The 24,775-nt window shown below is 71.5% G+C and carries 22 protein-coding genes; 9 read left to right on the top strand and 13 right to left on the bottom strand.

The window, feature by feature from the left end; all coding sequences use genetic code 11:
* Positions 1 to 15: 15 nt before the first annotated feature.
* Positions 16 to 591 (bottom strand): sigma-70 family RNA polymerase sigma factor, encoded by a 576-nt coding sequence (locus tag ACFU5F_RS01520; RefSeq protein ID WP_013001361.1) that lies wholly within the window; start codon positions 589 to 591, stop codon positions 16 to 18.
* A 280-nt stretch (positions 592 to 871) separates the two neighbouring features.
* On the bottom strand, positions 872 to 1,483 hold the full coding sequence (locus ACFU5F_RS01515) for a response regulator transcription factor (RefSeq protein ID WP_003948568.1): 612 nt from the start codon (positions 1,481 to 1,483) through the stop codon (positions 872 to 874).
* Positions 1,484 to 1,875: 392 nt separating this feature from the next.
* Between ACFU5F_RS01515 and ACFU5F_RS01510 the strand changes: the two genes are divergently transcribed.
* Positions 1,876 to 2,211, top strand: a complete 336-nt coding sequence (locus tag ACFU5F_RS01510) for a WhiB family transcriptional regulator (RefSeq protein ID WP_383880307.1) — start codon at positions 1,876 to 1,878, stop codon at positions 2,209 to 2,211.
* Between the two features lie 62 nt (positions 2,212 to 2,273).
* Here the strand turns inward: ACFU5F_RS01510 and ACFU5F_RS01505 are convergent, their stop codons facing one another.
* Positions 2,274 to 3,176: a LysR family transcriptional regulator gene (locus ACFU5F_RS01505; protein ID WP_383880304.1), complete on the bottom strand. Its 903-nt coding sequence runs from the start codon at positions 3,174 to 3,176 to the stop codon at positions 2,274 to 2,276.
* Between the two features lie 80 nt (positions 3,177 to 3,256).
* Between ACFU5F_RS01505 and ACFU5F_RS01500 the strand changes: the two genes are divergently transcribed.
* From ACFU5F_RS01500 to ACFU5F_RS01490, 3 genes are all read left to right on the top strand, one after another.
* A complete protein-coding gene (locus ACFU5F_RS01500) occupies positions 3,257 to 3,922 on the top strand; it encodes an MOSC domain-containing protein (RefSeq protein ID WP_383880301.1) in 666 nt (221 codons plus the stop codon).
* 134 nt (positions 3,923 to 4,056) lie between these two features.
* Positions 4,057 to 4,830, top strand: a complete 774-nt coding sequence (locus ACFU5F_RS01495) for an SDR family NAD(P)-dependent oxidoreductase (RefSeq protein ID WP_383880299.1) — start codon at positions 4,057 to 4,059, stop codon at positions 4,828 to 4,830.
* A 111-nt stretch (positions 4,831 to 4,941) separates the two neighbouring features.
* Positions 4,942 to 5,649 (top strand): ester cyclase, encoded by a 708-nt coding sequence (locus ACFU5F_RS01490; RefSeq protein ID WP_383880296.1) that lies wholly within the window; start codon positions 4,942 to 4,944, stop codon positions 5,647 to 5,649.
* A gap of 431 nt (positions 5,650 to 6,080) precedes the next feature.
* Here the strand turns inward: ACFU5F_RS01490 and ACFU5F_RS01485 are convergent, their stop codons facing one another.
* The 5 genes from ACFU5F_RS01485 to ACFU5F_RS01465 all read right to left on the bottom strand — a co-directional run bounded on the left by ACFU5F_RS01485 (position 6,081) and on the right by ACFU5F_RS01465 (position 11,946).
* Positions 6,081 to 6,869, bottom strand: a complete 789-nt coding sequence (locus ACFU5F_RS01485; RefSeq protein WP_383880294.1) for a matrixin family metalloprotease — start codon at positions 6,867 to 6,869, stop codon at positions 6,081 to 6,083.
* Between the two features lie 778 nt (positions 6,870 to 7,647).
* Entirely contained in the window at positions 7,648 to 9,273 is a 1,626-nt protein-coding gene (gene groL / locus ACFU5F_RS01480; RefSeq protein ID WP_013001367.1) for a chaperonin GroEL, read from the bottom strand.
* Positions 9,274 to 9,384: 111 nt separating this feature from the next.
* Positions 9,385 to 9,693: a co-chaperone GroES gene (gene groES / locus ACFU5F_RS01475; protein WP_003998759.1), complete on the bottom strand. Its 309-nt coding sequence runs from the start codon at positions 9,691 to 9,693 to the stop codon at positions 9,385 to 9,387.
* 250 nt (positions 9,694 to 9,943) lie between these two features.
* Positions 9,944 to 10,954, bottom strand: a complete 1,011-nt coding sequence (locus ACFU5F_RS01470) for a polysaccharide deacetylase family protein (RefSeq protein ID WP_383880291.1) — start codon at positions 10,952 to 10,954, stop codon at positions 9,944 to 9,946.
* Positions 10,951 to 11,946, bottom strand: coding sequence for a polysaccharide deacetylase family protein (locus ACFU5F_RS01465; protein WP_383880289.1), 996 nt, complete (start codon positions 11,944 to 11,946; stop codon positions 10,951 to 10,953). The genes ACFU5F_RS01470 and ACFU5F_RS01465 overlap by 4 nt, the downstream gene beginning before the upstream one ends.
* A 110-nt stretch (positions 11,947 to 12,056) precedes the next feature.
* Between ACFU5F_RS01465 and ACFU5F_RS01460 the strand changes: the two genes are divergently transcribed.
* Positions 12,057 to 13,253 (top strand): methyltransferase domain-containing protein, encoded by a 1,197-nt coding sequence (locus ACFU5F_RS01460; RefSeq protein WP_383880287.1) that lies wholly within the window; start codon positions 12,057 to 12,059, stop codon positions 13,251 to 13,253.
* Positions 13,254 to 13,279: 26 nt separating this feature from the next.
* Here the strand turns inward: ACFU5F_RS01460 and ACFU5F_RS01455 are convergent, their stop codons facing one another.
* From ACFU5F_RS01455 to ACFU5F_RS01435, 5 genes are all read right to left on the bottom strand, one after another.
* Positions 13,280 to 14,575, bottom strand: a complete 1,296-nt coding sequence (locus ACFU5F_RS01455; RefSeq protein WP_383880285.1) for an RNA polymerase sigma factor — start codon at positions 14,573 to 14,575, stop codon at positions 13,280 to 13,282.
* 61 nt (positions 14,576 to 14,636) lie between these two features.
* Positions 14,637 to 14,993, bottom strand: a complete 357-nt coding sequence (locus ACFU5F_RS01450) for a YciI family protein (protein WP_383880282.1) — start codon at positions 14,991 to 14,993, stop codon at positions 14,637 to 14,639.
* A gap of 175 nt (positions 14,994 to 15,168) precedes the next feature.
* Entirely contained in the window at positions 15,169 to 16,302 is a 1,134-nt protein-coding gene (locus tag ACFU5F_RS01445; protein WP_383880432.1) for an LCP family protein, read from the bottom strand.
* A gap of 77 nt (positions 16,303 to 16,379) precedes the next feature.
* On the bottom strand, positions 16,380 to 17,777 hold the full coding sequence (locus tag ACFU5F_RS01440; RefSeq protein WP_383880280.1) for an endo-1,4-beta-xylanase: 1,398 nt from the start codon (positions 17,775 to 17,777) through the stop codon (positions 16,380 to 16,382).
* Positions 17,778 to 18,038: 261 nt separating this feature from the next.
* Positions 18,039 to 19,100, bottom strand: a complete 1,062-nt coding sequence (locus ACFU5F_RS01435) for a LacI family DNA-binding transcriptional regulator (RefSeq protein WP_383880278.1) — start codon at positions 19,098 to 19,100, stop codon at positions 18,039 to 18,041.
* Positions 19,101 to 19,229: 129 nt separating this feature from the next.
* On the opposite strand from ACFU5F_RS01435, the gene ACFU5F_RS01430 reads away from it, so the two are divergent.
* From ACFU5F_RS01430 to ACFU5F_RS01415, 4 genes are read left to right on the top strand one after another with little or no spacing between them, the layout of a single operon-like run.
* Entirely contained in the window at positions 19,230 to 20,594 is a 1,365-nt protein-coding gene (locus tag ACFU5F_RS01430) for an ABC transporter substrate-binding protein (RefSeq protein ID WP_383880276.1), read from the top strand.
* Complete coding sequence (locus ACFU5F_RS01425; RefSeq protein ID WP_383880273.1) at positions 20,591 to 21,499, top strand: carbohydrate ABC transporter permease; 909 nt, start codon at positions 20,591 to 20,593, stop codon at positions 21,497 to 21,499. Before ACFU5F_RS01430 ends, ACFU5F_RS01425 begins: the two co-directional genes overlap by 4 nt.
* Positions 21,500 to 21,503: 4 nt before the next feature.
* A complete protein-coding gene (locus ACFU5F_RS01420; protein WP_383880271.1) occupies positions 21,504 to 22,409 on the top strand; it encodes a carbohydrate ABC transporter permease in 906 nt (301 codons plus the stop codon).
* Between the two features lie 46 nt (positions 22,410 to 22,455).
* On the top strand, positions 22,456 to 24,771 hold the full coding sequence (locus ACFU5F_RS01415) for a glycoside hydrolase family 3 N-terminal domain-containing protein (RefSeq protein WP_383880269.1): 2,316 nt from the start codon (positions 22,456 to 22,458) through the stop codon (positions 24,769 to 24,771).
* The last annotated feature ends 4 nt before the right edge of the window (positions 24,772 to 24,775 follow it).

Here is a 24,775-nt window from a genome sequence, read left to right as displayed (position 1 = left end):
CGGAAGCCCGTACGGCTACTGCTCGGCGAGCGCCCGGAGCCTGCTGAGGGCGCGGTGCTGGGCCACCCGGACCGCGCCCGGTGACATGCCCAGCATCTGTCCTGTCTCCTCGGCCGTGAGACCCACCGCGATGCGCAGCAGCAACAGCTCCCGCTGGTTCTCGGGGAGGTTGGCCAGCAGTTTCTTGGCCCACTCGGCGTCGCTGCTGAGCAGGGCGCGCTCCTCGGGGCCGAGCGAGTCGTCGGGGCGCTCGGGCATCTCGTCCGAGGGGACGGCCGTCGACCCGGGGTGGCGCATCGCGGCGCGCTGGAGGTCGGCGACCTTGTGGCCGGCGATGGCGAAGACGAACGCCTCGAACGGCCTGCCGGTGTCCTTGTAGCGCGGCAGCGCCAGGAGGACGGCGACGCAGACCTCCTGCGCCAGGTCCTCCACGAAGTGCCGCGCGTCACCCGGGAGCCGGGACAGACGGGTACGGCAGTAGCGCAGCGCCAAGGGGTGGACATGGGCGAGCAGATCGTGCGTGGCCTGCTCGTCCCCGTCGACCGCGCGATGCACGAGCGCACCGATCGCTGTCGTCTCGTCGTCGCGCATCGGTCCATGGTGCCTTGCGGCCGTCCGGTCCGTGGCGCCACGTCCATGGTTGTGCACCGAAGCGTTATGAGCAGGTGCGCCGGAACTCATCTCCTGCGCCCTCCCCTCCCGCTCGTTCGACTGCTCCCCGAGAAGCTCCACACCTCAAGGATGCGGCATCCGCGGCGAAACGAGCAGCGGGCCTCGGCGCGACCCCGCTCACCACGCCGCTCACCACGCGGTGAGCACCCCCGCCCGCCTCGCGGCAGGCGGGGAATCCCGAACCCCCGTCGCGGTTCACCTAGCGGACCAGGCCCCAGCGGAAGCCGAGCGCCACCGCGTGCGCGCGGTCCGAGGCGCCGAGCTTCTTGAACAGGCGCCGGGCGTGGGTCTTGACGGTGTCCTCGGAGAGGAACAGTTCGCGGCCGATCTCGGCGTTGGAGCGGCCGTGACTCATGCCCTCCAGCACCTGGATCTCCCGTGCGGTGAGCGTGGGCGCGGCGCCCATCTCCGCGGAGCGCAGCCGGCGCGGGGCGAGCCGCCAGGTCGGGTCGGCGAGGGCCTGGGTCACCGTGGCGCGCAGCTCCGCCCGGGAGGCGTCCTTGTGCAGGTAGCCCCGCGCTCCGGCGGCGACCGCGAGGGCCACCCCGTCCAGGTCCTCGGCGACGGTGAGCATGATGATGCGCGCCCCGGGGTCGGCGGACAGCAGCCGCCGTACGGTCTCGACGCCGCCCAGTCCGGGCATGCGTACGTCCATCAGAATCAGATCCGAGCGGTCGGCCCCCCAGCGGCGGAGGACTTCCTCGCCGTTGGCCGCCGTGGTCACGCGCTCGACGCCGGGCACGGTGGCCACCGCGCGGCGCAGCGCCTCTCGGGCGAGCGGGGAGTCGTCGCAGACGAGGACGGATGTCATGGCCGCCCTCCGCAGCTGATGCGCGTCACCTTGAGCCTCCAGGCTGGTACGAAATCGTCACCTGTGCGGTCGGCACTCACGAGCGGACACGAACGCCTGCCCGAGCGCTTGTTGCTTCAACCGCCTCCGCCCGTCTCAACGACGGTCACTCGAAAGAGTTACGGGATGGCCGGCTACCTTCGGCACTCTACGTGAGGGCGCGCACACGGTGCAGACATGCACAACGGACCCTCAATGTTTCATCACAACCTATGCCCCATTCAGCCGTTTTTCTTCCCCTTTGTTGGTGTCTGAGGCTAGATTCGCAATGAGTCATATTTTCATCTCCTTAGATAGTCGATGTACGGTCATGGGCAACATCTCCGCCCATAACGGCAACAAGGGGACATGTAATGGCAGATTTCTCCCGCCTTCCCGGACCGAACGCTGATCTGTGGGACTGGCAGCTCCTCGCGGCGTGCCGCGGGGTCGACAGCTCACTCTTCTTCCACCCCGAAGGAGAACGCGGTGCGGCACGGAGCGCTCGTGAGAACTCGGCCAAGGAGGTCTGCATGCGATGCCCGGTCCGCGCCCAGTGCGCGGCCCACGCCCTCGCGGTGCGCGAGCCGTACGGCGTGTGGGGCGGGCTGACCGAGGACGAGCGCGAGGAACTCATGGGCAGGGCGCGCCACCGGCTGGTGACGGCGTCCGCGTCCGCGCCGGGGGGCGACAGCGGTTCGGACGACTGAAGGAACGTTTCTCTAGACGGCTGGACGGCTTGGACGACTGGACGGCGCCGGACCGTCCGGCGTCACCGCGCGGCCGCTCCGGCCAGCCGGTCCAGCGTGGCCGCGACCGTGGGCACCTGCGCCAGGTCCGGCAGCGTCAGCGCCACGATCTCCCGGCGCACCACGGGCTCGACCGTCACCATCCGCACCCCCTTGGGGCGCACGGACTCGATCGCCAGCTCCGGCAGGACGGCGACCCCGAGGCCCGCGCCCACCAGGCCGACCACCGCCGGATAGTCGTCGGTCGCGAAGTCGATGCGGGGCGTGAAGCCCGCGCTCTCGCAGACCCGCACCAGCTGCCCCCGGCAGCGCGGGCAGCCGGCGATCCAGGACTCCGCGGCGAGTTCCCCGATACCGATGGACGGCGTACGGGCCAGCCGGTGCCCCCGTGGTACGAGCCCGACGAGCCGGTCCGTGAGCAGGGGCCGGACCACCAGGTCGGCCCACTCCCCCTCCTCCGCGCCCGGCGCTCCCTCGTAACGGAACGCGAGCGCGATGTCGCAGTCGCCCTCGCGGAGCATCTCGACCGAGCGCGGCGGCTCGGCCTCCTCCAGGGAGACCCGGGTGCCGGGGTGGTCGGCGCGCAGGGCGGCCAGGGCGGTGGGCACGAGGGTGGAGCTGCCACTGGGGAAGGAGACCAGGCGAACCCGGCCGGCGCGCAGTCCGGCGATGGCGGCGACCTCCTCCTCGGCCGCCGTCAGTCCCGCGAGGATGCCGGCCGCGTGCCGCACCAGGGCCTCGCCGGCCTGGGTCAGCCGCGTCTCTCGGCCGCTGCGCACGAGCAGCGGTGTGCCGACGGAGGATTCGAGCGCCTTCATCTGCTGGCTGACGGCGGGCTGGGTGCAGCCGAGTGCGCGGCCGGCCGCCGAAAAGGAGCCGGTGGCGGCGACGGCGCGCAGAACGCGGAGATGACGGGCCTCGATCACGCGGTCGAGCATAAGCGCGGCTTGGGCGAGGCACCGAATATCGCGTCGACGCTTTGCCCCCGGCCGCCTACCGTGCCTGTATGAAGCTTCTGTCACTGAATGTGGGGCGTCCCAAGGCCGTCGACGTCCCGGAGGAGTCGAAGCGCGTCTCGGGCATCGACAAGCGGCCGGTGGACGGGCCGGTGCGGGTGGCGGCCCCGGGGCCCAAGGGGGTCGGCGCCAGCGGGGTGGCCGGGGACGCGGTGTGCAACACCGAGCATCACGGCGGTGACGACCAGGCCGTGTACGCGTTCGCCCGCGAGGACCTGGACGGCTGGGAGCGCGAACTGGGCCGCACCCTGCCCAACGGGGTCTTCGGCGAGAACCTCACCACCGAGGGGCTCGACGTCTCCGGCGCCCTCGTCGGCGAACGCTGGCGGATCGGTCCCGAGGTGGTCCTGGAGGTCACGTGCGGCCGTGTCCCCTGTCTGAACTTCCAGCGCCATCTGGGCGAGCAGGGGTGGGTCAAACGCTTCACGCGCCAGGGCGCGCCCGGCGCGTATCTCCGGGTGATCCAGCCCGGCGAGATCCGTGCGGGGGACCCCGTCGAGATCGTCCACCGGCCCGCCCACGACGTCACCGTGAACCTCGCCTTCCGGGCCACGATGGGCGAACGCGACCTGCTGCCACGGCTGTTGGCGGCGGGTGAGGCGCTGCATCCGGAGCTGCTGGAGATGGCGCGGAAGCACGCGGCGCAGCAGGAGTGACGGGCCGGCCGGCGGCGGGGTGTCCGTGAAGGCGCCCCGCCGGTGCGGGTGTTCCGCGGAAGGCCGGCGAAACCGCCGCCGTGCGCGCGGTGGAGCGGGCGGGCCCGCACAGTTCCGGTCACTACGCTTGCGCCATGACAACGGCTCTGATTACGGGATCGACCGCGGGGATCGGCGCCGCCTTCGCGCGGCGCCTGGCGGCGGACGGGCACGACCTGGTGCTGGTGGCGCGTGACACCGAGCGGCTGCGGGAGCAGGCGACCGAGTTGCACGACCGGCACGGCGTCGAGGCGGAGGTGCTGACGGCGGACCTCGCGACGGACGACGGCATCGAGTCGGTGGCGCGGCGGCTGTCGGACCGCAAGAACCCGGTCGACCTGCTGATCAACAATGCCGGCTTCGGCAACAAGGGCCGCTATCTCGACGTCTCCATGGCCGACGAGCTGCGCATGCTCAAGGTCCACTGCGAGGCGGTCCTCCGTCTCACCTCGGCGGCCTGCGAGTCCATGCGCGAGCGCGGCCGGGGAGGTGTGGTGAACGTGGCGTCGGTCGCCGCGTTCGTACCGCGGGGGACGTACGGGGCGTCGAAGGCCTGGGTCGTGCAGTTCACCCAGGGTGCCGCGCGCGACCTGGCCGGCACCGGTGTCCGGCTGATGGCGCTGTGCCCCGGCTTCGTGCGCACCGAGTTCCACGACCGGGCCGGCATGGGCACCGACAGCATCCCCTCGTGGATGTGGCTCGACGCCGACAAGCTGGTCACGGCCGCCCTCACCGACCTGTCCCGGGGCCGGACGGTCTCCATCCCCGACCCGCGCTACAAGGCCCTGATGGGTGTGGTGAAGGTGGTGCCGCGGGGGCTGCTGGGCGGGATCAGCTCGAAGACGGGACGCAAGTACGGGCCGCAGTAGCGGCGGCGGCCGGGCCCGAGGGCCGGGGCGGCGTCCTGGGGGTGAAAGGCGGCGGGTGCCGGGGGACAATGGAGCTGTTCACCCGGACGCAGGGGGGCCGGAGGCGGTCTCATGACATTCGTGCAGCTCATCGACTGCAGGACCAGCCGGTTCGACGAGATGGACCGGCTGATGGACACATGGGTCGAGCAGACCAGGGGCAAGCGGACGGCGACGCACAGCGTGATCGGGAAGGACCGGTCGGACGGGTCGCACTTCGTGGAGATCGTGGAGTTCCCGTCGTACGAGGAGGCGATGCGGAACTCCGGGCTGCCGGAGACGGAGCGGATCTTCCAGGAGATGGTGGCGCTGTGCGAGGAGATGCCCACGTTCACGGATCTGGACGTGGTGCGGGACGAGCAGCTGTACGCCGGGACGTCACGGCGGTTCCTCGCGACCATCGCCGCCGAGGGCGAACTGCCGCCGCTGGACGGCCTGCTCGCGGAGGGCTACCACGACCACGTTCCCTCGGAGGAACCGGACGCCATCGGGATGGACGCGTTCCGGCGGACCGTCGAGGAGTGGCGGGGCGGGTTCGACTTCGCGTTCACCGTGGAGGACCAGATCGCCCAGGGCGACCGGGTGTGCACGCGGTGGACCTGGAACGCGACCCACACGGGGGACTTCCTCGGGATTGCGGCCAGCGGCCGGAAGGTCCGGATGACGGGGACGCTCGTCCACCTGTTCTCCCCCGAAGGAAAGATCACCGAGGGATGGTGGGAGTACGACCGGCTCGGGCTGATGGGGCAGTTGGGGGCGCTCGACGACCTGGAGAGCTAGGGAGGCAGGACCGGGGCCGGGGAGCTCCGCCCGGCAGTGGAGCGTCTTGGCGACCGGATCCTTCCGAGCTGTAGGACCAGCCGGGTTTCCGGCTACGCGACGCCCGCCCGATCGGTGCATGGGCGGCGCTGGGCGGAGTGGCCCCGCTCGCGGACACCCGGCTGGTGGGAGCCGGTGTCGGTGGGACGGCTCGGGCAGCCATCTCGGGCTGTCGTCCGGTGGCCAGGGCGGTATCGCCGAGGGCAGGGACCCACGCGAGGAATCGGCCGCGCGGCTCGTCGACGTCCGGTGGCGTACGGGTACCGGCGTGGCGTACGGGGAACGGGCGCCCCTGCCGTCGACACCCTCGGTCGCGTGGGTGGTGGGGAGCCCTGCACCGGGCTCCCCACCACTCCTGACTCCCCTGTCACGCGGAGTACGTGCGGAGTACGTCACGCGGAGTAGAGGGACAGGGCTCCATTGATGTCGTCCTGAACCAGGTCCCGCTTCGTCATGTTCGCAGCGACCAGCGGCGCCATCACCGCTCCGAGGACACTGGAGTGGCCGAGGCCGAGAATGTGCCCGAGTTCGTGCAGGGCGACCGTCTCCACGTCGAAGCAGTCCGCCACGGCCCCGATGCTCCAGGTGTGTTCGGTGTCGTCGAAGTGGACGGGCTTCGGTGTGCTCCCGTTCGTGACGACCCCGCATCCCGGCGGGAAGTCCGCGTGTGCGAGGACTCCGCCGACCATGCTGTGATCCGGATCGTCGGCGGACCGCCACCCGATCACGATGTCGGGATCCTGAGCCGACGTGACCTCGGCGAACGTCACCGGGACCGAGGCGGACCACGTCTGCAGTGCACTTCGCACGGCGTCGAACTCCTGGCCGGGGCCCGCGTCGTCGGTCCCCGTGTCGAAGGTGAACGTAAGATCGCGGTGACCCCAGGCGCACCTCGCGGCGAACGCCACGCCGTCTTCCATGTCCAGCATGGCGCAGCGAGGCTGGGTCATCGCGGCGCGAGTCCGCTCGTCGAAATCGCCGGTCGCGGGAAGCCCGTTGAACTCCTGGAACCTCTCCAGCGCGCGAGACGTCGGATCGTCCACCCTGTTCTCGCTGTATTCGTCGGTCAGGTAGCCGAACCGGTTGAGGAACCCTTGCACCCGCCCCAGTCCGCGAACCTCCTCCCCCGCTTCGACGGGCGGCACATTCGCGATCTTGGGAAAAGCGAGAACGGAAGCCATCTCATCCTCCCTTGCATGGTGAATTGCTGGGTGTGGAAGACAAATGAAGGGTGAAGCTCCGTACAGGGGATCAGCCGGTGAACCGGATGCCGTGGACGACCCGCAGTGCGATGGACGACCCGCAGTGCGAATCCCTCGGTGCCCCGGGGCTCGATCTCACGATCGGGAAAGCAGCCCCCGCCACATGCGATCCGTCCTCGTCCGTGAACTCCACGACCCGGGCCGGCCGACCGCCCACCTCCCGCAGAGAGGCGGCGTGTTCAGGGCGTCGGCCGCAGGGGTCGGCGAACCATCGAAGGGAATTCCAGGGTTTCACCGGGGACTACCGTCCGCAACCCGGGATTTCCGCGTAACGCCCCAGGGACGAACCAACGCTCCGTCACCCGTTCGCATGGGGCACCACCGCGTCCGGGCCACACGCGCCGGCCGGGGCGGCCGAGGCGCGCGAGGCGCACCCGGGCGTGGTGCACCCGGTCGGCACGGCCGTCGCACACGGGGGTGACGGCGACGGCGACGTGCGGTCACGGAGGTGGGCCGGGCACCGGGCGAACGTCACTGACCGCCTGCCTCGTGTCCCTGACGGTCCCTCACCGGCGAACGGACAGATCGGCATCCACGCCGTACGAGGGCTGAGAACGCCGAGGCCCTGCCCCGAGGCTCGCCAGGGGTGAGCCTCGGGGCAGGGCCGGGGACGGGCAGAGCGCGCGCTGCGCGGCTGAGGCCCAGCCCCCGGCAACCGGGAACTGGGCCTCAGAAGTGCCTGCCGACGTGCGTGACGTCAGTGGGCGTGGCCGTGGCCGCCGTGGCCCGCGTCGGCCGGCTCCTCTTCCTTCTTCTCGACGACCAGGGTCTCGGTCGTCAGGAGGAGGGAGGCGATGGAGGCGGCGTTCTCCAGGGCGGAGCGGGTGACCTTGACCGGGTCGATGACACCGGACTTGACCAGGTCGCCGTACTCGCCGGTGGCGGCGTTGAAGCCCTGGCCCTTGTCCAGCTCGGCGACCTTGGAGGTGATGACGTAGCCCTCCAGGCCGGCGTTCTCCGCGATCCAGCGCAGCGGCTCGACGGCGGCCTTGCGGACGACGGCGACACCGGTGGCCTCGTCGCCGGTCTTGCCGAGGTTGCCCTCCAGGACCTTCACGGCGTGGACGAGCGCGGAGCCACCACCGGAGACGATGCCCTCCTCGACCGCGGCGCGGGTCGCGGAGATGGCGTCCTCCAGACGGTGCTTCTTCTCCTTCAGCTCCACCTCGGTGGCGGCGCCGACCTTGATCACGCACACGCCGCCGGCCAGCTTCGCGAGGCGCTCCTGGAGCTTCTCGCGGTCCCAGTCGGAGTCCGTGTTCTCGATCTCGGCCTTGATCTGGGCGACGCGGCCCTGGACCGCACCGGAGTCACCGGCGCCGTCGACGATCGTGGTGTCGTCCTTGGTGACGGTGACGCGGCGGGCGGAGCCGAGCACGTCCAGGCCGACCTGGTCGAGCTTGAGGCCGACCTCCTCGGAGATGACCTCGGCGCCGGTCAGCGTGGCCATGTCCTGCAGCATCGCCTTGCGACGGTCGCCGAAGCCGGGGGCCTTGACGGCGACCGCGTTGAAGGTGCCGCGGATCTTGTTCACGACCAGGGTGGACAGGGCCTCGCCCTCGACGTCCTCGGCGATGATCAGCAGCGGCTTCGAGGCGTTGGCCTGGATGACCTTCTCCAGCAGGGGCAGCAGGTCGGCGATGGCGCCGATCTTGCCCTGGTGGATGAGGATGTACGGGTCGTCGAGGACGGCCTCCATACGCTCCTGGTCGGTGACGAAGTACGGGGAGAGGTAGCCCTTGTCGAAGGCCATGCCCTCGGTGAAGTCCAGCTCCAGACCGAAGGTGTTGGACTCCTCGACGGTGATGACACCGTCCTTGCCGACCTTGTCCATGGCCTCGGCGATGAGCTCGCCGACCTGCTGGTCCTGGGCGGAGAGACCGGCGACGGCGGCGATGTCCGACTTCTCGTCGATCGGGCGGGCGGTCGCGAGGAGCTCCTCGGACACGGCCTTGACCGCGGCGTCGATGCCCTTCTTCAGGGCGGCCGGGGAGGCACCGGCGGCGACGTTGCGCAGGCCCTCGCGGACGAGCGCCTGGGCCAGCACGGTGGCGGTGGTCGTACCGTCACCCGCTACGTCGTTGGTCTTGGTCGCCACCTCCTTCACCAGCTGGACGCCGAGGTTCTCGTACGGGTCCTCGACCTCGACCTCGCGGGCGATGGTGACGCCGTCGTTGGTGATGGTGGGGGCGCCGAACTTCTTGTCGATGACGACGTTGCGGCCCTTGGGGCCGATCGTCACCTTGACCGTGTCGGCAAGCTTGTTGACGCCGCGCTCGAGGGCGCGACGGGCGTCCTCGTCGAACTTCAGGATCTTCGCCATGGGAGCGGTTCAGCCCTCTCGGAAAACGTGGGTGAAACGAACTGCGCCCCGGGCGCCCGGCTGATGATGGTCGCGGGGGCCAGGGGCGCAGCTCAAAAAACGATGGGTGAATTACTTCTCGATGATCGCGAGCACGTCGCGAGCCGAGAGGACGAGGTACTCCTCGCCGTTGTACTTCACCTCGGTGCCGCCGTACTTGCTGTACAGCACGATGTCGCCGGTCTTGACGTCGAGCGGCAGGCGCTCGCCGTTCTCGAAGCGGCCCGGACCGACGGCGAGGACGACGCCCTCCTGGGGCTTCTCCTTCGCGGTGTCCGGGATGACCAGGCCAGAGGCGGTGGTCTGCTCGGCGTCGAGCGGCTGGACCACAATGCGGTCCTCGAGCGGCTTGATGGCAACCTTGGAGCTGGTGGTCGTCACGATCCGACCTCCCCCTTCGGAGATCTCACGGGGTTAACTGTCTGAGGTGGCGACCAGGTGGATCCGTCGTCGCGGGTGCCGGACCTGCCCGTCGCTGGTTGGCACTCTCCAGGGGGGAGTGCCAGACCTGAGACTATGACTGCGATTAGCACTCGGTCAAGCGGACTGCTAATCAAGTCGGTCGCGGCGGGTCGGCGGGCGGTGACCGGCGGGCTTGAGCGGGACGCCGGTCACGTGCCGCAGGGGCGCCTCAGAGGTAGTCCTCCAGGCGGCCGACCGTCAGACCCTGCTCCTGGATCCGGCGCAGCAGCCGCGTCGTCATCTCCGTGAGGGTGGCGCCCTCGAGCTGGGCCGGGCCCCGGAACTGGGCCAGGACGATGTCGCCGGGGCGCAGGCGGTCGCCGACGGCGTAGCGGAGGTCGTTGATCTGCATGGAGGCCCGCCACAGGACGACGGCCGCGATGCCGCAGTCGGCGGCGGCGCGGAGCGTGGTGGTGTCGTGGACGCCGTAGGGCGGGCGGAAGAGGGTCGGCCGGGCACCGAAGCGCTGCCTGAGCTTGTCCTGCTGGCCGCAGATCTCGGCGCGCTGTCCCGCGTACGGCAGGCCGCGCAGGGCGGTGTGGTCGAGGGTGTGGTTCTGCACGGTCGCCCCGACGGCCCGCAGCCGGGCGAAGTGGCCGTAGCCCGGCCCCACGACACTGTCCGTCAGGAACATGCTCACCGGCAGCCGCAGCTCACGCACCATGTCGACGAACCTCGGGTCCTTCTCCGCGCCGTCGTCGTACGTCAGGAAGACCACCTTGTCCCGGGTCGGCACCCGGTCGACGACGGGCGGCAGCCCAGGGCCGGCCGCGCGGAGCCGGGAGGGCCGGTCGGGATTCTCGGGGGCGTGAGCGAGGGGGGCGGTGAGGCCCCAGCGGCGGTACGGGGGTGAGTGGGGGTGGGGGCGCGCGTCTCCGGGAGCGCGGGCGCCGTCCGCGCCGGGGGTGTCCGGGACCGGGCCCCGCTCGCGCGCGGGCGCGGTCGCCGAGGGCGGCGTCCCGACAGCCGGGGGCGAGGGCGGCCTCGTCCCCCGCGCCGACGGGCGGTCGTTCACCGTCGCTTCGGCCCCGGGCGCCGGCGCCCGGGAGGCACGGCCGGCGGGATCGGCCGCGCACCCGGCGAGGAGCAGGGCGGCCAGGGCCAGGAGCGCGGCAGGAGCGGCGAGAGCGGAGCGGACGCGGGAGCCCGGCGTACGCCCCCGCGCCCCGTCGGCCGTCACAGGTAGTCCTCCAGCCTCGCCACCGCGTAGCCCTCGGCGGTGGCCCGGTCCAGGAAGCGGCGGACCATGTCGGGCATGGTGCCCTTCCAGTCGGACCTGCCCCGGAAGTGGCTGAGGACGATGTCGCCGGGACGGAGCCGGCGGTCGGCTTCGCGATGCTCCCAGCGGTCGGCGAAGACCTCCTCGTTCCAGAGGGGGACGGCCTCGATCCCGCAGGACCTGGCGGCGCGCAGGGTGTCCCGGTCGTAGCTCCCGTACGGCGGCCGGAAGAGCGTGGGCCGCTTGCCGTACCGCTTCTCGATCACGTCCTGCATGCCGCAGATCTCGTGCTTCTGGGCGGCGTAGGAGAGGGCGGGCAGATGGCGGTGGTTGAGGGTGTGGTTGTCGAGGGTCACGCCCCGGTCCCGCATCCGCGCGAAGTAGCCGTAGTCCTCCTTGATCAGGTAGTCGCTGAGGAAGGCGGTGTACGGGATGCGCAGTTCGCTCATCATCCGCAGGAAGGCGGGGTCCTTCTCGGCGCCGTCGTCGATCGTGAGGAAGAGGACCTTGTCACGGGTGGGGACGGTGGTGAGGACCGGGGGCAGCCCGTCCTCCTCGTGGCCGTCGACCTCGAATCCCTTGCGTGTCCGGAGCACCGGCTTCCGCGCCGGGGGCGCCGGCGCGAGCAGGGGCACCCCGGCCAGCCCCCAGCGCTTCGCCGCGGCGACCCGCGCGGCGTGCGCCCGGCGCAGCTTCCCGGCGTACGCGTCGAGGGCACGGGCACCCGGCGCTTCGAGAGGCGGTCGCTGCCCGCGCTCCTGGCCGTGGGCGGGCCCCGCGGTGCCCTCCTGCTCGGCCACGCCCTCCCTGGCGTCGCCCCCGCCTCCCCCGGCGCACCCGGACACGATGACCGCGGCGGCGAGCACGGCGACGCCGCCCCGGACCGTGCCGCCCCCTCTCCAGAAACGCGCCCACTTTGCGATCTTTACATCATTTTGTCGTACAAGTCGCATGGCGCCGCATCCTCGCAGGGCCGGCCCTCCGCACGGCCCCGACACCGCCGTCCGGCCCCCACCGTCCACCGACTGGCCCACGCCCCCTCCCCCTGACCGACAATGGCCCGGTGAACGACCTGGACCCCGCCGCCTTCCTCACCCCCCTGCTCACCCCCGAGGGCCGCGCCCTCCTCGACGAGGTGCGCGACACCGAACCGGCGCGGGAACTGGCCGTGGCGACCCGGCTGCGCCGCGACCACCCGGCGCCCCTGGTGTCCGCGGCCCTCGCCCAGGCACGGCTGCGGCAGCGCGCGGCGGCGAAGTTCGGCGCGGCGGACGCGGGGCGGATGTTCTTCACGCCCAACGGAGTGGAGCAGTCGACCAGGACGACCGTGGCGGCCTACCGGGCCGCGTGCTTCCGGGCGCTCGGCGTGCGGTCGGTCGCCGATCTGTGCTGCGGCATCGGCGGGGACGCGATCGCGATGGCGCGCGCCGGAATCCGGGTACTGGCCGTCGACCACGATCCGCTGACGGCGGCGGTCGCCCGCGCCAACGCCGACGCGCTCGGCCTCGCCGAGCTGATCGAGGTGCGCGAGGCGGACGTGACGGAGGTGGACACCGCCGGGTTCGACGCCGTGTTCGTCGACCCGGCCCGGCGGTCCTCCGCGCGGGGCCGGATCTTCGACCCGGAGGCCTACTCCCCGCCCCTGTCCTGGGCCGTGTCGGCCGCGCTCAAGGCTCCCCTGGGCGCGCTGAAGATCGCGCCCGGCATCCCGCACGAGGCGATCCCCCCGGCCGCCGAGGCCGAGTGGATCTCGGACGGCGGCGATGTGAAGGAGGCGGTGCTGTGGTTCCGCGAGGGCGGCACCCCGGGGGCGCGGCGCGCGATGCTGCTGCCCGCGGAGGCGGGCATCCGGGCCTCCCCCGACACGATGCTGCCCGACCCTCCGGTCCGCCCGGTCGGCCGGTACCTGTACGAGCCCGACGGCGCCGTCATCCGCGCCCACCTGGTCGCCGAGGTCGCACGAGACCTGGCGGGCGGACTGATCGACCCCACGATCGCCTACATCACCGCCGACGAGCACCACGTCACCCCGTACGCCACCGCCTACGAGATCACCGACCGGCTCCCCTTCGGGGTGAAGAAGCTGAAGGCCCTGCTGCGGGAGCGCGAGGTCGGCGTGCTGACCGTGAAGAAGCGGGGCTCGGCCGTGGAGCCGGAGGAACTGCGCAAGAAGGTCAAGCCGCAGGGGCGCAACTCGGCCACGGTCTTCCTGACCCGGGTCGCGGGAGCGCCTTCGATGCTGATCGGCCGCCCCGTCTGACCCCTACGGACCTCGGGCGACCCTCCTCACGCCCCCTCCTCCGCCCGCGCCAGCAGCAACGCCCGCTCCCGCTCGTTGCGCGCCAGCCCGGCCGCCCGTACGAACTCGGCGCGGGCCTCCTCCGTCCGGCCCAGCCGCCGCAGCAGATCCCCGCGGACGCTGGGCAGCAGGTGGTAGTCGCGCAGGGCCGGTGCGGCGGTGAGGCCGTCCACGATCTCCAGGGCGGGACCGGGTCCCTCGGCCATGGAGACGGCGACCGCACGGTTCAGCTCCACCACGGGGGACGGGGCGCGGGCGGCCAGCAGGGCGTACAGGGTGGCGATCTTCGGCCAGTCCGTCTCCGCGTAGGTGTACGCCTGGGCGTGGCAGGCGGCGATCGCGGCCTGCAGGGCGTACGGACCAGGGGCGCCCGGCGCGCAGGCGGTGGCGCGGCCGAGGGCGGTGAAGCCCCGGGCGATGAGCGGGCGGTTCCAGCGGCGGCGGTCCTGGTCGGCGAGCAGGACCGGCTCCCCGGTGGGTCCCGTGCGGGCGGCGGTCCGTGACGCCTGGAGTTCCAGCAGGGCCGCCAGGCCGTGCACCTCGGGTTCCTTCGGCATCAGCTGGGCCAGCACACGGGCCAGCCGGAGGGCGTCCTCGCACAGGGCCGGGCGCAGCAGGTCGTCGCCGGCGGTGGCCGCGTACCCCTCGTTGAAGATCAGGTAGATGACCTCCAGCACGGAGTCGAGGCGGGCCTCGCGGTCGGGGCCGTACGGCACCTCGAAGGCGACGTTCCGCGTGGCCAGGGTGCGCTTGGCGCGGACGACGCGCTGGGCGATCGTCGGCTCGGGGACCAGGAAGGCGCGGGCGATCTCGGGGGTGGCCAGGCCGCCGAGGAGGCGGAGGGTGAGGGCGATACGGGCCTCGGCGGAGAGCACGGGGTGGCAGGCCGTGAAGACGAGGCGGAGCAGGTCGTCGTCGATGTCGTCGGGGTCGGACGGCCGGTCGAGGTACGGCCCCGCCGTCTCCAGGTCCCGGCCCACCTCGGCGAGTTTGCGCGCGTACCGTTCCCGGCGGCGCACGAGGTCGATCGCCCGGTGCTTGGCGGTGGCCGTCAGCCAGGCGCCCGGATTGTCCGGCACCCCGTCCCGCGGCCACTGCTCCAGCGCCGCCACGAGCGCGTCCTGGGCCAGTTCCTCCGCGATGCCGACGTCCCGCACGATGCGCGCGACCCCGGCGATGATCCGGGGCGACTCCATGCGGAAGACGGTCTCGACGGCCACATCGTGGGTGGACCGGGACGCGGGGGCGGGACCGGAGGCAGAGGTGGGCTGCGGGGTCGTCACAGCCCACCATCAGACACCCGGACGGCGCCCCGGCCAAGCGGACTCGGGGCGCAGGCAGGGCTCAGGGCTCCATGATCTCCCGCACCTCGCAGGTGACGGTCCAGTGCTCCTCGTGCACCTTCAGGAACCGCTTGGTCCACTCGATGGCCTCCGCCATGTCCTTGGCCTGGACGATGGCGTACCCGCCCACGACCTCCTTGGACTCGGTGAACGGCCCGTCGGTGACGGAGAGCTGCCCGCTCTCCCAGCGCACTCGCGTGCCCTGCGCGGTCGGGGACAGACCGGCGGTGTCCAGCAGCACGCCCGCCTTCGTCATCTCCTCGATCAGGTCCCCCATCCGCTGCATCAGCTCGGGGCTCGGGCCCTCGGCGGGGGCGTTCGTCTCGTCGATCCGGACCATCGACAGATAGCGCGGCATGGTGACTCCAGGTGCGTCGGTGGCCGGGGCTTCTCCCCGACTCTCACCCCTACGTCGAACGGCCGCACCCCGGATCGACACGGCCGCCGGAATTTCCGGGAAAAGTTTCTCGCGACCCCTCCGGCCGCCTCTTCGGCGCCCCGGTCAGGGGCCCTGGCCGCTTCAGAGAGCCCGGCTACTTCAGCGACTCCCAGAGCTTCCTCGCCTCGGGCTCCCGTGCCACCACCCGGTTGCTGTCGTACGGGGCCGGCGCGACCGGCATCATCACGGTCGTGGTGGCCTCGGAGGACAGGCCCTCCAGGCTCCGGCCGAGGCGCACCAGGTCGGTGATCGAGGCGAGTCCCGTGTCCGTGGTCAGGCTGGCGGTGGCCGCGTCGGCGGCCCGGTAGAGCTGGGCGGGGTTCGTCAGGAGGTCGGTCGAGGAGATCTGGTCCAGCAGGGCCTTCACCAGCTTCTGCTGGAGGCCGATACGGCCGAGGTCGCTGCCGTCACCGATGCCGTGGCGGGTGCGGGCGAGGGCGAGCGCCTGCTCGCCGTCGAGGTGGTGGGTGCCGGCGGCCAGTTTCAGGTGGCTGTCCTCGTCGTCGATGTCCTCGTCCGTCGTGACCGTGACTCCGCCGAGCGCGTCGACGAGGTTGGCGAAGCCGGCGAAGTCGATCTCCATGTAGTGGTCCATGCGGACGTCCGTCATCGCCTCGACGGTCTTGACCGCGCAGACCGGGCCGCCGACCGCGTACGCGCTGTTGAACATCACGTTGTACGCCACCGCCGTCGAACCGCCCGACTCCAGCGGGCAGGACGGGCGGGTGACGAGGGTGTCGCGGGGGATGCTGACGACGGTCGCCCCGGTCCGGCCCTCGTCGACGTGGACGACCATCGCCGTGTCCGAGCGGGCGCCCGTGCCCTCGTCTCCGCCGCCGAGCGCGGCGTTCTCCTTGCCGCTGCGGGAGTCGGAGCCGAGGACGAGGATGTTCAGCGCGCCGCTCGGCAGGGACTCGGCGGCGGCCGACGCCTCGGGTGCGGCCGTCGAGGTGGCTCTCGCGGGGCGGTCGTCGCCGAGGGCGGTGTTGATGTCGACGCCCTTGATGTTGGCGTTGAGCCGCCAGAACGTCCAGCCCAGGCCGCTCGCGGCGAGTACGAGGACGCCGGCGAGGGCGAAGCCGGCGATTTTCAGCCGGCGCCGCCGTCTGTCCGGGGCGGTGGCCGTGTCCATACCTGTGGCCGTGCCCATACCTGTGGCCGGGCCTGTGCTCGTGGCCGTGCCCCCGTCGGCGTCCCCGCGCGCGTTTCCTTCACCAGTCACACACATGAACATACGTCCGAATTGTTACGGCGAGGAACTGCCTGTCGCCGTTCCTTCGGAAATTCTCAGATTTCTCGTGCTTCTCAGCCGAGGGTCACGGTCGGCACCGGGTTGGTGCCGCTCCAGGTGCCGTTGAAGCCGAAGCTGACCGAACCGCCGCTCGGGACGCCGCCGTTCCAGGAGGCGTTCGAGCAGCTGACGGCCGTGCCGGTCTGGGTGCAGATCGAGTTCCACGCCTGGGCGAGCTGTTGTCCGGCCCCGAAGGTCCAGTTGACCCGCCAGGAGGAGAGCGAGGAGCCGGCGGCGCAGCGGATCGTCACGTTGCCGGTGAAGCCGGTGTTCCACTGGTTGGCGACGGTGTACGCCGCCGAGCAGCCGGCCGGGACGGGGGGTTCGGTGACCGTGCCACCGAGTGCCGTCACGATGCCGTGGTAGGCCGGTTTCGGGGCGTAGTTCTCGTCGTACGGGGTGGCCGCGCCCTCTCCCGGGAACACGTCCGGGATCCAGGAGTCGGAGTCGGTGAAGCCCCAGACGGTGACGGCGGTGCAGCGGGTCACGGCCACGCAGGCCTTCACCACGGTGTCGTACTCGGTGCGCTGCTGGGCCAACTTGGCCTGAGTGGCCGGAAGTTGCATCCGGATGTCGAGTTCCGTGATGGCGACGTCCACGCCGAGGTCGGCGAAGCGCTGGATGTTCTGCTGAAGGGTGGCGGGGACCTGACCGAGGATCAGGTGGGCCTGCAGGCCGACGCCGTCGATGGGCACGCCGCGGGCCTTCAGGTCGCGGACCAGGTTGTAGAGGGCCGTGCTCTTGGCGTTGACGCCCTCGACGTTGTAGTCGTTGATGTAGAGCTTGGCGGCGGGGTCGGCGGCCCGGGCGGCGGTGAGGGCCTGGGCGATGTAGTCGGTGCCGAGGCCGTTGTACCAGAGGGTCCGGCGGTAGGTGCCGTCCTCGTTGAAGGGCTCGTTGACCACGTCCCAGGCGGCGAGGCGGCCCTTGTAGCGGCCGACCTCCAGCGCGATGTGGTCCTCCATCAGCCGGCCGAGCTGGGCGGGGGTCCAGGTGCCGTTCTGCAGCCAGTCGGGGTTCTGGCTGTGCCAGACCAGGGTGTGACCGCGTACGTCCTGGTCGTTGGCCTCGGCGAAGTCGACGATCCGGTCGGCCTCGGTCCAGTCGAAGGTGCCCCGGGTGGGCTCCACGGAGGCCCATTTCATCGCGTTGCCGGGGGTGAGCCAGTTGAACTCCCGGGCCGCGGTCTCGCCGTAGGTGCCGGTGAGCTTGGAGCCGGTGACGGCGGTGCCGATGCCTTTGCCCTTGGCGGCGGCGAGGGCCCGTAGGGGCGGGTCGGCGGCGTGGGCGGTGGGGGCGGTGGTGATCAGGGCGGTGGTGAGGGCGGCGAGAGTGGTGAGGGTGGCGAGCAGGGGGGCGAGACGTGAACGTCGGGGGGTTCTGGGGGTTCTCGAGGTTCTGGAGGTTCTCATGGCGGGGGCCTCCGAAAGTTTCGGTTGTGTAACCGATTGACTGCGGAGGAGTGTGGAGGGGGTTGTGCCGCTCGTCAATACATCAACTTCCGGCCAGGGCGCTCCGCTCGGGGCGGGTGTGCGTGTGCGCGTGCCGGAGGCTGTACGTGGTCGGCCGCCGCGCCGTCGGGGTTGTTCGCGCGGTTCCCCGCGCCCCTGAAAGACAGGTCCGTCGCCACGTGCCGCGCCGTCCTGGGTGCTCGCGCGGTTCCCCGCGCCCCTTCAGGGGGGCGGGGGTGTGGTCGTGCTGCTTCGGATCACCAGGGTGGTTGCCAGTTCTACTCTCGTTGCCGTTGAGGGGGTGTCCTGGCGGCCCAGGTCCAGGACCAGGCGGGCGGCTGCCTCGGCCATCTTCATCAGGGGCTGGCGTACGGTCGTCAGCGGGGGGCCCACCCAGCGGGCGACCGGCAGGTCGTCGAAGCCGACCACGCTGAGGTCCTCCGGGATGCGCAGGCCCAGTTCGCGGGCGGCCTCGTAGAGGCCGAGGGCCTGGAGGTCGTTGCCGGCGAAGACGGCCGTGGGGCGGTCGGGGCGGCGCAGCAGCTCCAGCCCCAGCCGGTAACCGGTCTCGTGGTGGAAGTCCCCGGCCTTGATCAGGTCGGCCGCGACCGGCAGCCCGGCGGTCTCCAGCGCGGCCCGGTAGCCGTCGACCCGGGCGCGGCTGCAGATCATCCGCGAGGGCCCGCTGATGGCGCCGATCCGCCGGTGCCCGAGTTCGACGAGATGGCGGGTCGCGGCGAGGCCGCCCTGCCAGTTGGTGGCGCCGATCGAGGGCACGTCGTCACCGGGGTCGCCCGCCGGGTCCATCACCACGAACGGGATGGCGCGGCTGGTGAGCAGGGCGCGCTGGGACTCGTCCAGACCCGACAGGACGAGGACGACGCCGTGCGGGCGGCGCGCGGCGACCTGGTCGGCCCAGGTGCGGCCGGGGGTGAGCCGGCCCGCGCTCTCGGAGAGGACGACGCTCAGCCCCTCCTCGCGCGCGACGTTCTCGACGCCCCGGATGACCTCCATCGCCCACGCGCTCTCCAGCTCGTGGAAGACCAGGTCGATGAGGGGGGACCGGCTCGCCTCGGCGCGCCGGCGGCGGTAGCCGTACTCGCGCAGCAGCTCCTCGACACGGGTGCGAGTCGCGGGCGCGACGTCCGCACGGCCGTTGAGCACCTTCGAAACAGTCGGAGCCGAGACGCCGGCCTGCCGGGCGATCTCGGCGAGCGTCGCGGTCTGCGTGGACTGGGACGCACGCGCTCTTGTCTGGATTTCCTCGGGCTTCGCGGGCTTCATGAGCGGGATCGTATCCCTGCGCGACCTCTTGACGAACCCTTTCGGCGGCCATACGTTCCCGGAACATTCGAAGTGCCATCCGAAACATTCGTCTTGTCGAGCGGCTGAACATTCGCGAAGGGTGCTGTCATGGAGTCGAGTAGAGGTCAGGCCGCCGGTACGAGCACGGGCGCCCGGCCGTTCAGCAGGCGCTGGTTCCTCGGCGCCGGTTCCGCCTCGTTGGTCACCGCGGGACTGGGCACCGGCCTCACCGCCTGCGGCTCCGGCGGCGGGTCCGGCGGCGGGGACGGCAAGACGCTCACCGCGTTCGTGTACGGCGACGACGCGGTGAAGGTCCAGCAGGCGGGCGTCGACCGGTTCAACAAGTCGGCCGCGGCGAAGAAGGCCGGCGGCACCGTCAAGCTGCAGAAGGTCCCGGGCTCCGACTACTCCCCCAAGCTCCGCACGGCGATGGGCTCGCCCAGCGCCCCGGACATCTTCTTCAACTGGGGCGGCGGTTCGATCAAGCCCTACGAGGACGCGGGCAAGCTCGTCGACCTCACCGACATCATCGACGACGACCCGGTGCTCAAGAACGGCTTCCTGCCCTCGGTCCTGTCCGCCGGTGACCTGGGAGGCCGCCACTACGGCATCCCGATGCGCGGCATGCAGCCGGTGATCCTCTTCTACAACAAGACGGTCTTCGCCGAGCACAAGCTCCAGCCGCCCACCACCTGGGACCAGTTGCTCGACAACAACGCCAAGCTGAAGAAGGCCGGCATCACCCCCTTCGCCCTCGGCGGCTCCGACCTCTGGCCCAACCTGATGTGGCTGGAGTATCTGGTCGACCGGCTCGGCGGCCCCCAGGTCTTCAAGCGCATCCAGGAAGGCGACTTCGAGGGCTGGGGCGACCCCGCGATGCTCAGGGCCGCCGAACTGGTCAAGGAACTCGTCGACGACGGCGCCTTCGGCTCCAAGTTCACCTCGGTGTCCTACGTCAACGGCGGCGCCCCCGCGGTCTTCGCGCGCGGCAAGGCCGCCATGCACCTGATGGGCTCCTGGGAGTACTCGACGCAGCTCGGAAAGTTCCCGGACTTCGCCAAGAGCAACCTCGGCTGGGCCCCCTTCCCGACCGTCGAGGGCGGCACCGGCGATGTCCTCAACGTCGTCGGCAACCCCACCAACTACTGGTCCATCAACGCCCGGACGAAGAACAAGGACCTGGCCGTCGGCTTCCTCAAGGACTGCGCCTCGGAGGCGTACGCGAAGGCGCTGATCGACAACGGCGACGTGCCGACCACGTCGAACGCGGCCGCCCTCCTCGCCTCCGCGCCCAACCCGGAGTACGCGAAGTTCCAGTACGACATGGTGCAGAAGGCTCCCGCCTTCACGCTCTCCTGGGACCAGGCGCTCGGCGACGGCCTCGGCACCAAGATGCACACGGAGATCGGCAAGCTGTTCGCGGGCAAGTCCTCGCCGAGCGAGTTCGTGACGGCGTGCAAGGGGCTGAAGTGACCGTCACGGTCGAGAAGGCCCCGGCGGCGGCACGGAAGGGACCGGAGCACCGCGCGAGCCGCGCCGGCCGTCCGCACGCCGCCTGGGCCCTTCCCGGTGTCCTGTTCTTCACGTTCTTCGCGGTCGTCCCGATGGCCCTGGCCCTGTACCTCTCCTTCACCAGCTGGGACGGTCTGGGCGACCCGCGGCCGGTCGGCCTCGACAACTGGCGGAAACTCCTCGACGACCCGCGGATGACCCAGTCCCTGTGGCTGACCGTCGTCCTGACGGTCGCCAGCTGGGTCTTCCAGACGGTGATCGCCCTGCTGCTCGGCGTCTGGGCGGCGGGCCGGCAGCGCAACCGCGCGATCCTCTCCGCGGTCTTCTTCGTGCCGTTCCTGCTCTCCTCCACGGCCATCGCGATCCTGTTCTACGCCCTGCTCGACCCGAACTTCGGCATCATCCAGGCGGACACCCTGGGCTCGCAGAGCGGTGCGTTCCTCGCGATCGTCTTCGTCGGCGGCTGGCAGTTCATCCCCTTCCACACCCTGATCTACCAGGGCGGGGCCCGTCAGATCCCGGAGGTCCTCTACCAGGCCGCCGCCATCGACGGCGCCGGCCGCTACCGCCAGTTCTTCTCGATCACGCTGCCGCAGCTGCGGCACACGATCACCACGTCCACGGTCCTGATGGTCGTCGGCTCTCTGACGTACTTCGAGACGGTCCTGATCCTCACCAAGGGCGGCCCCGGCACGGACACCGCGATCCTGCCGTACCTGATGTACGAGGCCGGCTTCAAGACGTACGACTTCGGCTACGCGAGCGCCATCGCGTCGTTCCTGGTCATCGCCGCGACGGGCCTCTCGCTGGTCCTGGTCCGGCTGACGGGCTTCGGCGCCATGCGCAGCACCCGCGAAGGGATGTGACGGAGTGTCACACGACACGTTGGCGCGCCCCACGAGCACCCGGCAGCCGGACGGGAGCCCGTCCACGGAGTCACCCCGGCGCCGCCGGCACTGGACGCGGCGCGCCAACCCGGTCGCGGGCCTCGGCGCGTTCCTCTGGCTGGTCATCGTCCTGATCCCGATCTACGCGATGCTGTCGGCGTCGCTCACGGGCGCGGACAAGGCCCTGACGGGCAACCCCCTCAAGCCTCCCACCGACCCGACCCTCGACAACTACAACACCGTCCTCACCAGCGGCTTCGGCCATCTGATGAGCAACACGGCGATCGTCGCGGTGTCGGTCGTGGGCATCGTCCTGGTGCTGTCGATCCCCCTGGCCTACGTCACCGTCCGCACCCGGAACCGCTGGTCGAACGCCGCGTTCCGGCTGTTCCTCCTGGGCGTGGCGATCCCGGCGCAGGCGGTCGTCGTGCCGTTGTATCTGCTGATCGCGAAACTCGACCTGTACGACACCCTCCTGGCCGTCATCCTGCCGACGGCCGCCTTCGCGATGCCGGTCTCCGTCCTGGTCCTCGTCGGCACCCTGCGGGACGTGTCGGAGGACCTGTACGAGGCGATGGCCCTGGACGGCGCCTCACCGCTGCGGGTGCTTTTCCAGCTGACGATCCCGCTCGCCAAGGGCGGCATCAGCACGGTCGTCATCTTCTCCGCGCTGCAGGCCTGGAACGGCTTCCTCTTCCCGCTGATCTTCACGCAGTCCGACGGCCCACGCGTCCTGACGCTCGGACTGTTCAACTACGTCAGCCAGTTCGGCGTGAACATCCCCGCCCTGCTCGCCTCGGTCGTCCTCTCCGGCATCCCGATCTTCGCCGTGTACCTGGTGGCGCGGCGGGCGCTGGTGGGCGGGTTGATGGGCGTGGGCGGCAAATGAGCCCTCTCCGCATCCCTGGAACTCACCGACCCCTGACAGGAGTCGTATGACCACCCCTTGGCGTGACCGCGCCCTGCCCGCCGCCGAGCGGGTCGAGGACCTGCTGTCCCGGATGACCCTCGAAGAGAAGACCGCGCAGCTGTACGGCGTGTGGGTGAAGAACGACGCGAACGGTGAGGACATCGCCCCCGACGAGGCGGGCATGACGGAGGCGTTCGACTTCGACGAGCTGATCACCCGGGGCCTCGGCCAGCTCACCCGTGTCTTCGGCACGGCCCCCCTCGACCCGGCCGAGGGCGCCAAGGTGCTGGCCCGCTTCCAGCGCCGCATCATGGCCGCGAACCGTTTCGGCATCCCGGCCGTCGCCCACGAGGAGTGCCTGGCCGGTTTCACCAGCTGGCGCGCGACGGCGTACCCGGTCCCCCTCGCCTGGGGCGCGACCTTCGACCCCTCGCTCGTCGAGGAGATGGCCCGGAACATCGGCCACGACATGGCGTCGGTCGGTGTCCACCAGGGCCTGTCCCCCGTCCTGGACGTCGTCCGCGACCCGCGCTGGGGGCGGGTCGAGGAGACCGTGGGCGAGGACCCGTACCTGGTGGGCACCATCGGCTCGGCGTACGTACGGGGCCTGGAGTCGGCCGGGATCGTGGCCACGCTGAAGCACTTCGCCGGGTACGCCGCCTCGGTGGGCGCCCGCAACCACGCACCCGTGCGCGCGGGCGTCCGCGAGTTCGCCGACGTGGTCCTGCCGCCGTTCGAGATGGCACTGCGGGAGGGCGGCGCCCGCTCGGTCATGGCCGCGTACACGGAGACGGACGGCGTCCCGGTCTCGGCCGACCGGCGCCTGCTCACCGAACTCCTGCGCGACGACTGGGGCTTCACGGGCACGGTCGTCTCCGACTACTTCGGCATCGGCTTCCTGGAGACCAACCACCGCGTGGCGGGCAGCCGCGCCGAGGCCGCTCACGCCGCGCTGGCCGCCGGGGTCGACGTGGAGCTGCCGGGCCTGCGCTGCTACGGCGAGCCCCTGGTGGCGGCGGTCCGCGCGGGCGAGGTCCCCGAGTCCCTGGTGGACCTCGCCGCCCGCCGCGTCCTGATCCAGAAGTGCGAACTGGGCCTCCTGGACGAGGACTGGAGCCCCGAGCCGCCCACGCCCGCCGCCGACCTGGACCCCCCGCGCAACCGCGCCCTGGCCCGCCGCCTGGCCGAGGAGTCGGTGGTCCTGTTGGACAACCCCGACGCCGTGCTGCCGCTCGCCCTCGACCTGCGGATCGCGGTCGTGGGCCCCCGGGCCGACGACCCGCTGGCCATGCTGGGCTGCTACTCCTTCCCCTCCCATGTCCTGCCCGCGCACCCCGGCACCGCCCTCGGCATCGAGATCCCGACCGTCCTGGAGTCCCTGCGCACGGAACTCCCGGACGCGAAGATCACGTACGCCACCGGCAGCACGGTCGACGGCGGCGACACCGGCGGGTTCCCCGAGGCGGTCGCCCGCGCCTCCGAGGCCGACGTCTGCGTGGCGGTCCTCGGCGACCGCGCCGGACTCTTCGGCCGGGGCACCTCCGGCGAGGGCTGCGACGCGGAGGACCTCCGGCTGCCGGGCGTCCAGGCGAAGCTGCTCGACGCGCTGGTCGCCACGGGCACACCGGTGGTCCTGCTCCTGCTGACCGGCCGCCCCTACGCACTGGGCCGCTGGAACGGCAGGCTGGCGGCCACCGTCCAGTCCTTCTTTCCCGGGGAGGAGGGCGGCCCGTCGGTGGCGGGAGTGCTGTCGGGCCGCATCTCCCCCTCCGGCCGCCTCCCGGTCAGCGTCCCCGACCGCCCCGGCGGCCAGCCGTGGACGTACCTCCAGCCGCCCATGGGCCTCCTCGGCGGCGCGAGCAACATCGACCCGACCCCGTTGTACCCCTTCGGGCACGGCCGCTCGTACACGACGTTCGCGTGGACGGACTTCCAGGAGCAGGGCACCTCGGTCACCACGGACGGCGACACCACGTACGACGTGTCGGTGACCGTCCGCAACACGGGTGAACGAGCGGGCGCGGAGGTCGTCCAGCTGTACCTGCACGACCCGGTGGCCACGGTGACCCGCCCGGACGTACGCCTGATCGCCTACCGGCGCGTGGAGCTGGAGCCGGGTGCGGCCCAGCGGGTGACGTTCCGCTTCCACCCCGACGTGTCGGCCTTCGCGGACCGCTCGGGCCGGCTCGTGGTCGAACCGGGTGCCCTGGAACTGCGGTGGGGCGCGTCGAGCACGGACATCCGCCACCGGGCCACGCTCACGCTGGAGGGGCCGGTACGGGAGGTCGGCCCGGACCGCCGGCTGCACTGCGGGACGGAGGTCCGGGCCATGGAGAACTGACGGC

Origin of the sequence: Streptomyces sp. NPDC057438 (assembly GCF_042802995.1) — a bacterium.
In the GTDB taxonomy this organism is placed as follows: Bacteria; Actinomycetota; Actinomycetes; order Streptomycetales; family Streptomycetaceae; genus Streptomyces.
This window is presented reverse-complemented; position numbering and strand designations above follow the sequence as displayed.

Bases quoted from the DNA above. Each gene is read 5' to 3' on its own strand.
- ACFU5F_RS01510 (WP_383880307.1), top strand. From the start codon at position 1,876: ATGGCAGATTTCTCCCGCCTTCCCGGACCGAACGCTGATCTGTGGGAC.
- ACFU5F_RS01515 (WP_003948568.1), bottom strand. From the start codon at position 1,483: ATGACATCCGTCCTCGTCTGCGACGACTCCCCGCTCGCCCGAGAGGCG.
- ACFU5F_RS01490 (WP_383880296.1), top strand. From the start codon at position 4,942: ATGACATTCGTGCAGCTCATCGACTGCAGGACCAGCCGGTTCGACGAG.
- ACFU5F_RS01435 (WP_383880278.1), bottom strand. From the start codon at position 19,100: ATGAAGCCCGCGAAGCCCGAGGAAATCCAGACAAGAGCGCGTGCGTCC.
- ACFU5F_RS01520 (WP_013001361.1), bottom strand. From the start codon at position 591: ATGCGCGACGACGAGACGACAGCGATCGGTGCGCTCGTGCATCGCGCG.
- ACFU5F_RS01485 (WP_383880294.1), bottom strand. From the start codon at position 6,869: ATGGCTTCCGTTCTCGCTTTTCCCAAGATCGCGAATGTGCCGCCCGTC.
- groL (WP_013001367.1), bottom strand. From the start codon at position 9,273: ATGGCGAAGATCCTGAAGTTCGACGAGGACGCCCGTCGCGCCCTCGAG.
- ACFU5F_RS01440 (WP_383880280.1), bottom strand. From the start codon at position 17,777: ATGAGAACCTCCAGAACCTCGAGAACCCCCAGAACCCCCCGACGTTCA.
- ACFU5F_RS01495 (WP_383880299.1), top strand. From the start codon at position 4,057: ATGACAACGGCTCTGATTACGGGATCGACCGCGGGGATCGGCGCCGCC.
- ACFU5F_RS01415 (WP_383880269.1), top strand. From the start codon at position 22,456: ATGACCACCCCTTGGCGTGACCGCGCCCTGCCCGCCGCCGAGCGGGTC.
- ACFU5F_RS01445 (WP_383880432.1), bottom strand. From the start codon at position 16,302: ATGTGTGTGACTGGTGAAGGAAACGCGCGCGGGGACGCCGACGGGGGC.
- ACFU5F_RS01430 (WP_383880276.1), top strand. From the start codon at position 19,230: ATGGAGTCGAGTAGAGGTCAGGCCGCCGGTACGAGCACGGGCGCCCGG.
- ACFU5F_RS01500 (WP_383880301.1), top strand. From the start codon at position 3,257: ATGAAGCTTCTGTCACTGAATGTGGGGCGTCCCAAGGCCGTCGACGTC.
- ACFU5F_RS01465 (WP_383880289.1), bottom strand. From the start codon at position 11,946: ATGCGACTTGTACGACAAAATGATGTAAAGATCGCAAAGTGGGCGCGT.
- ACFU5F_RS01450 (WP_383880282.1), bottom strand. From the start codon at position 14,993: ATGCCGCGCTATCTGTCGATGGTCCGGATCGACGAGACGAACGCCCCC.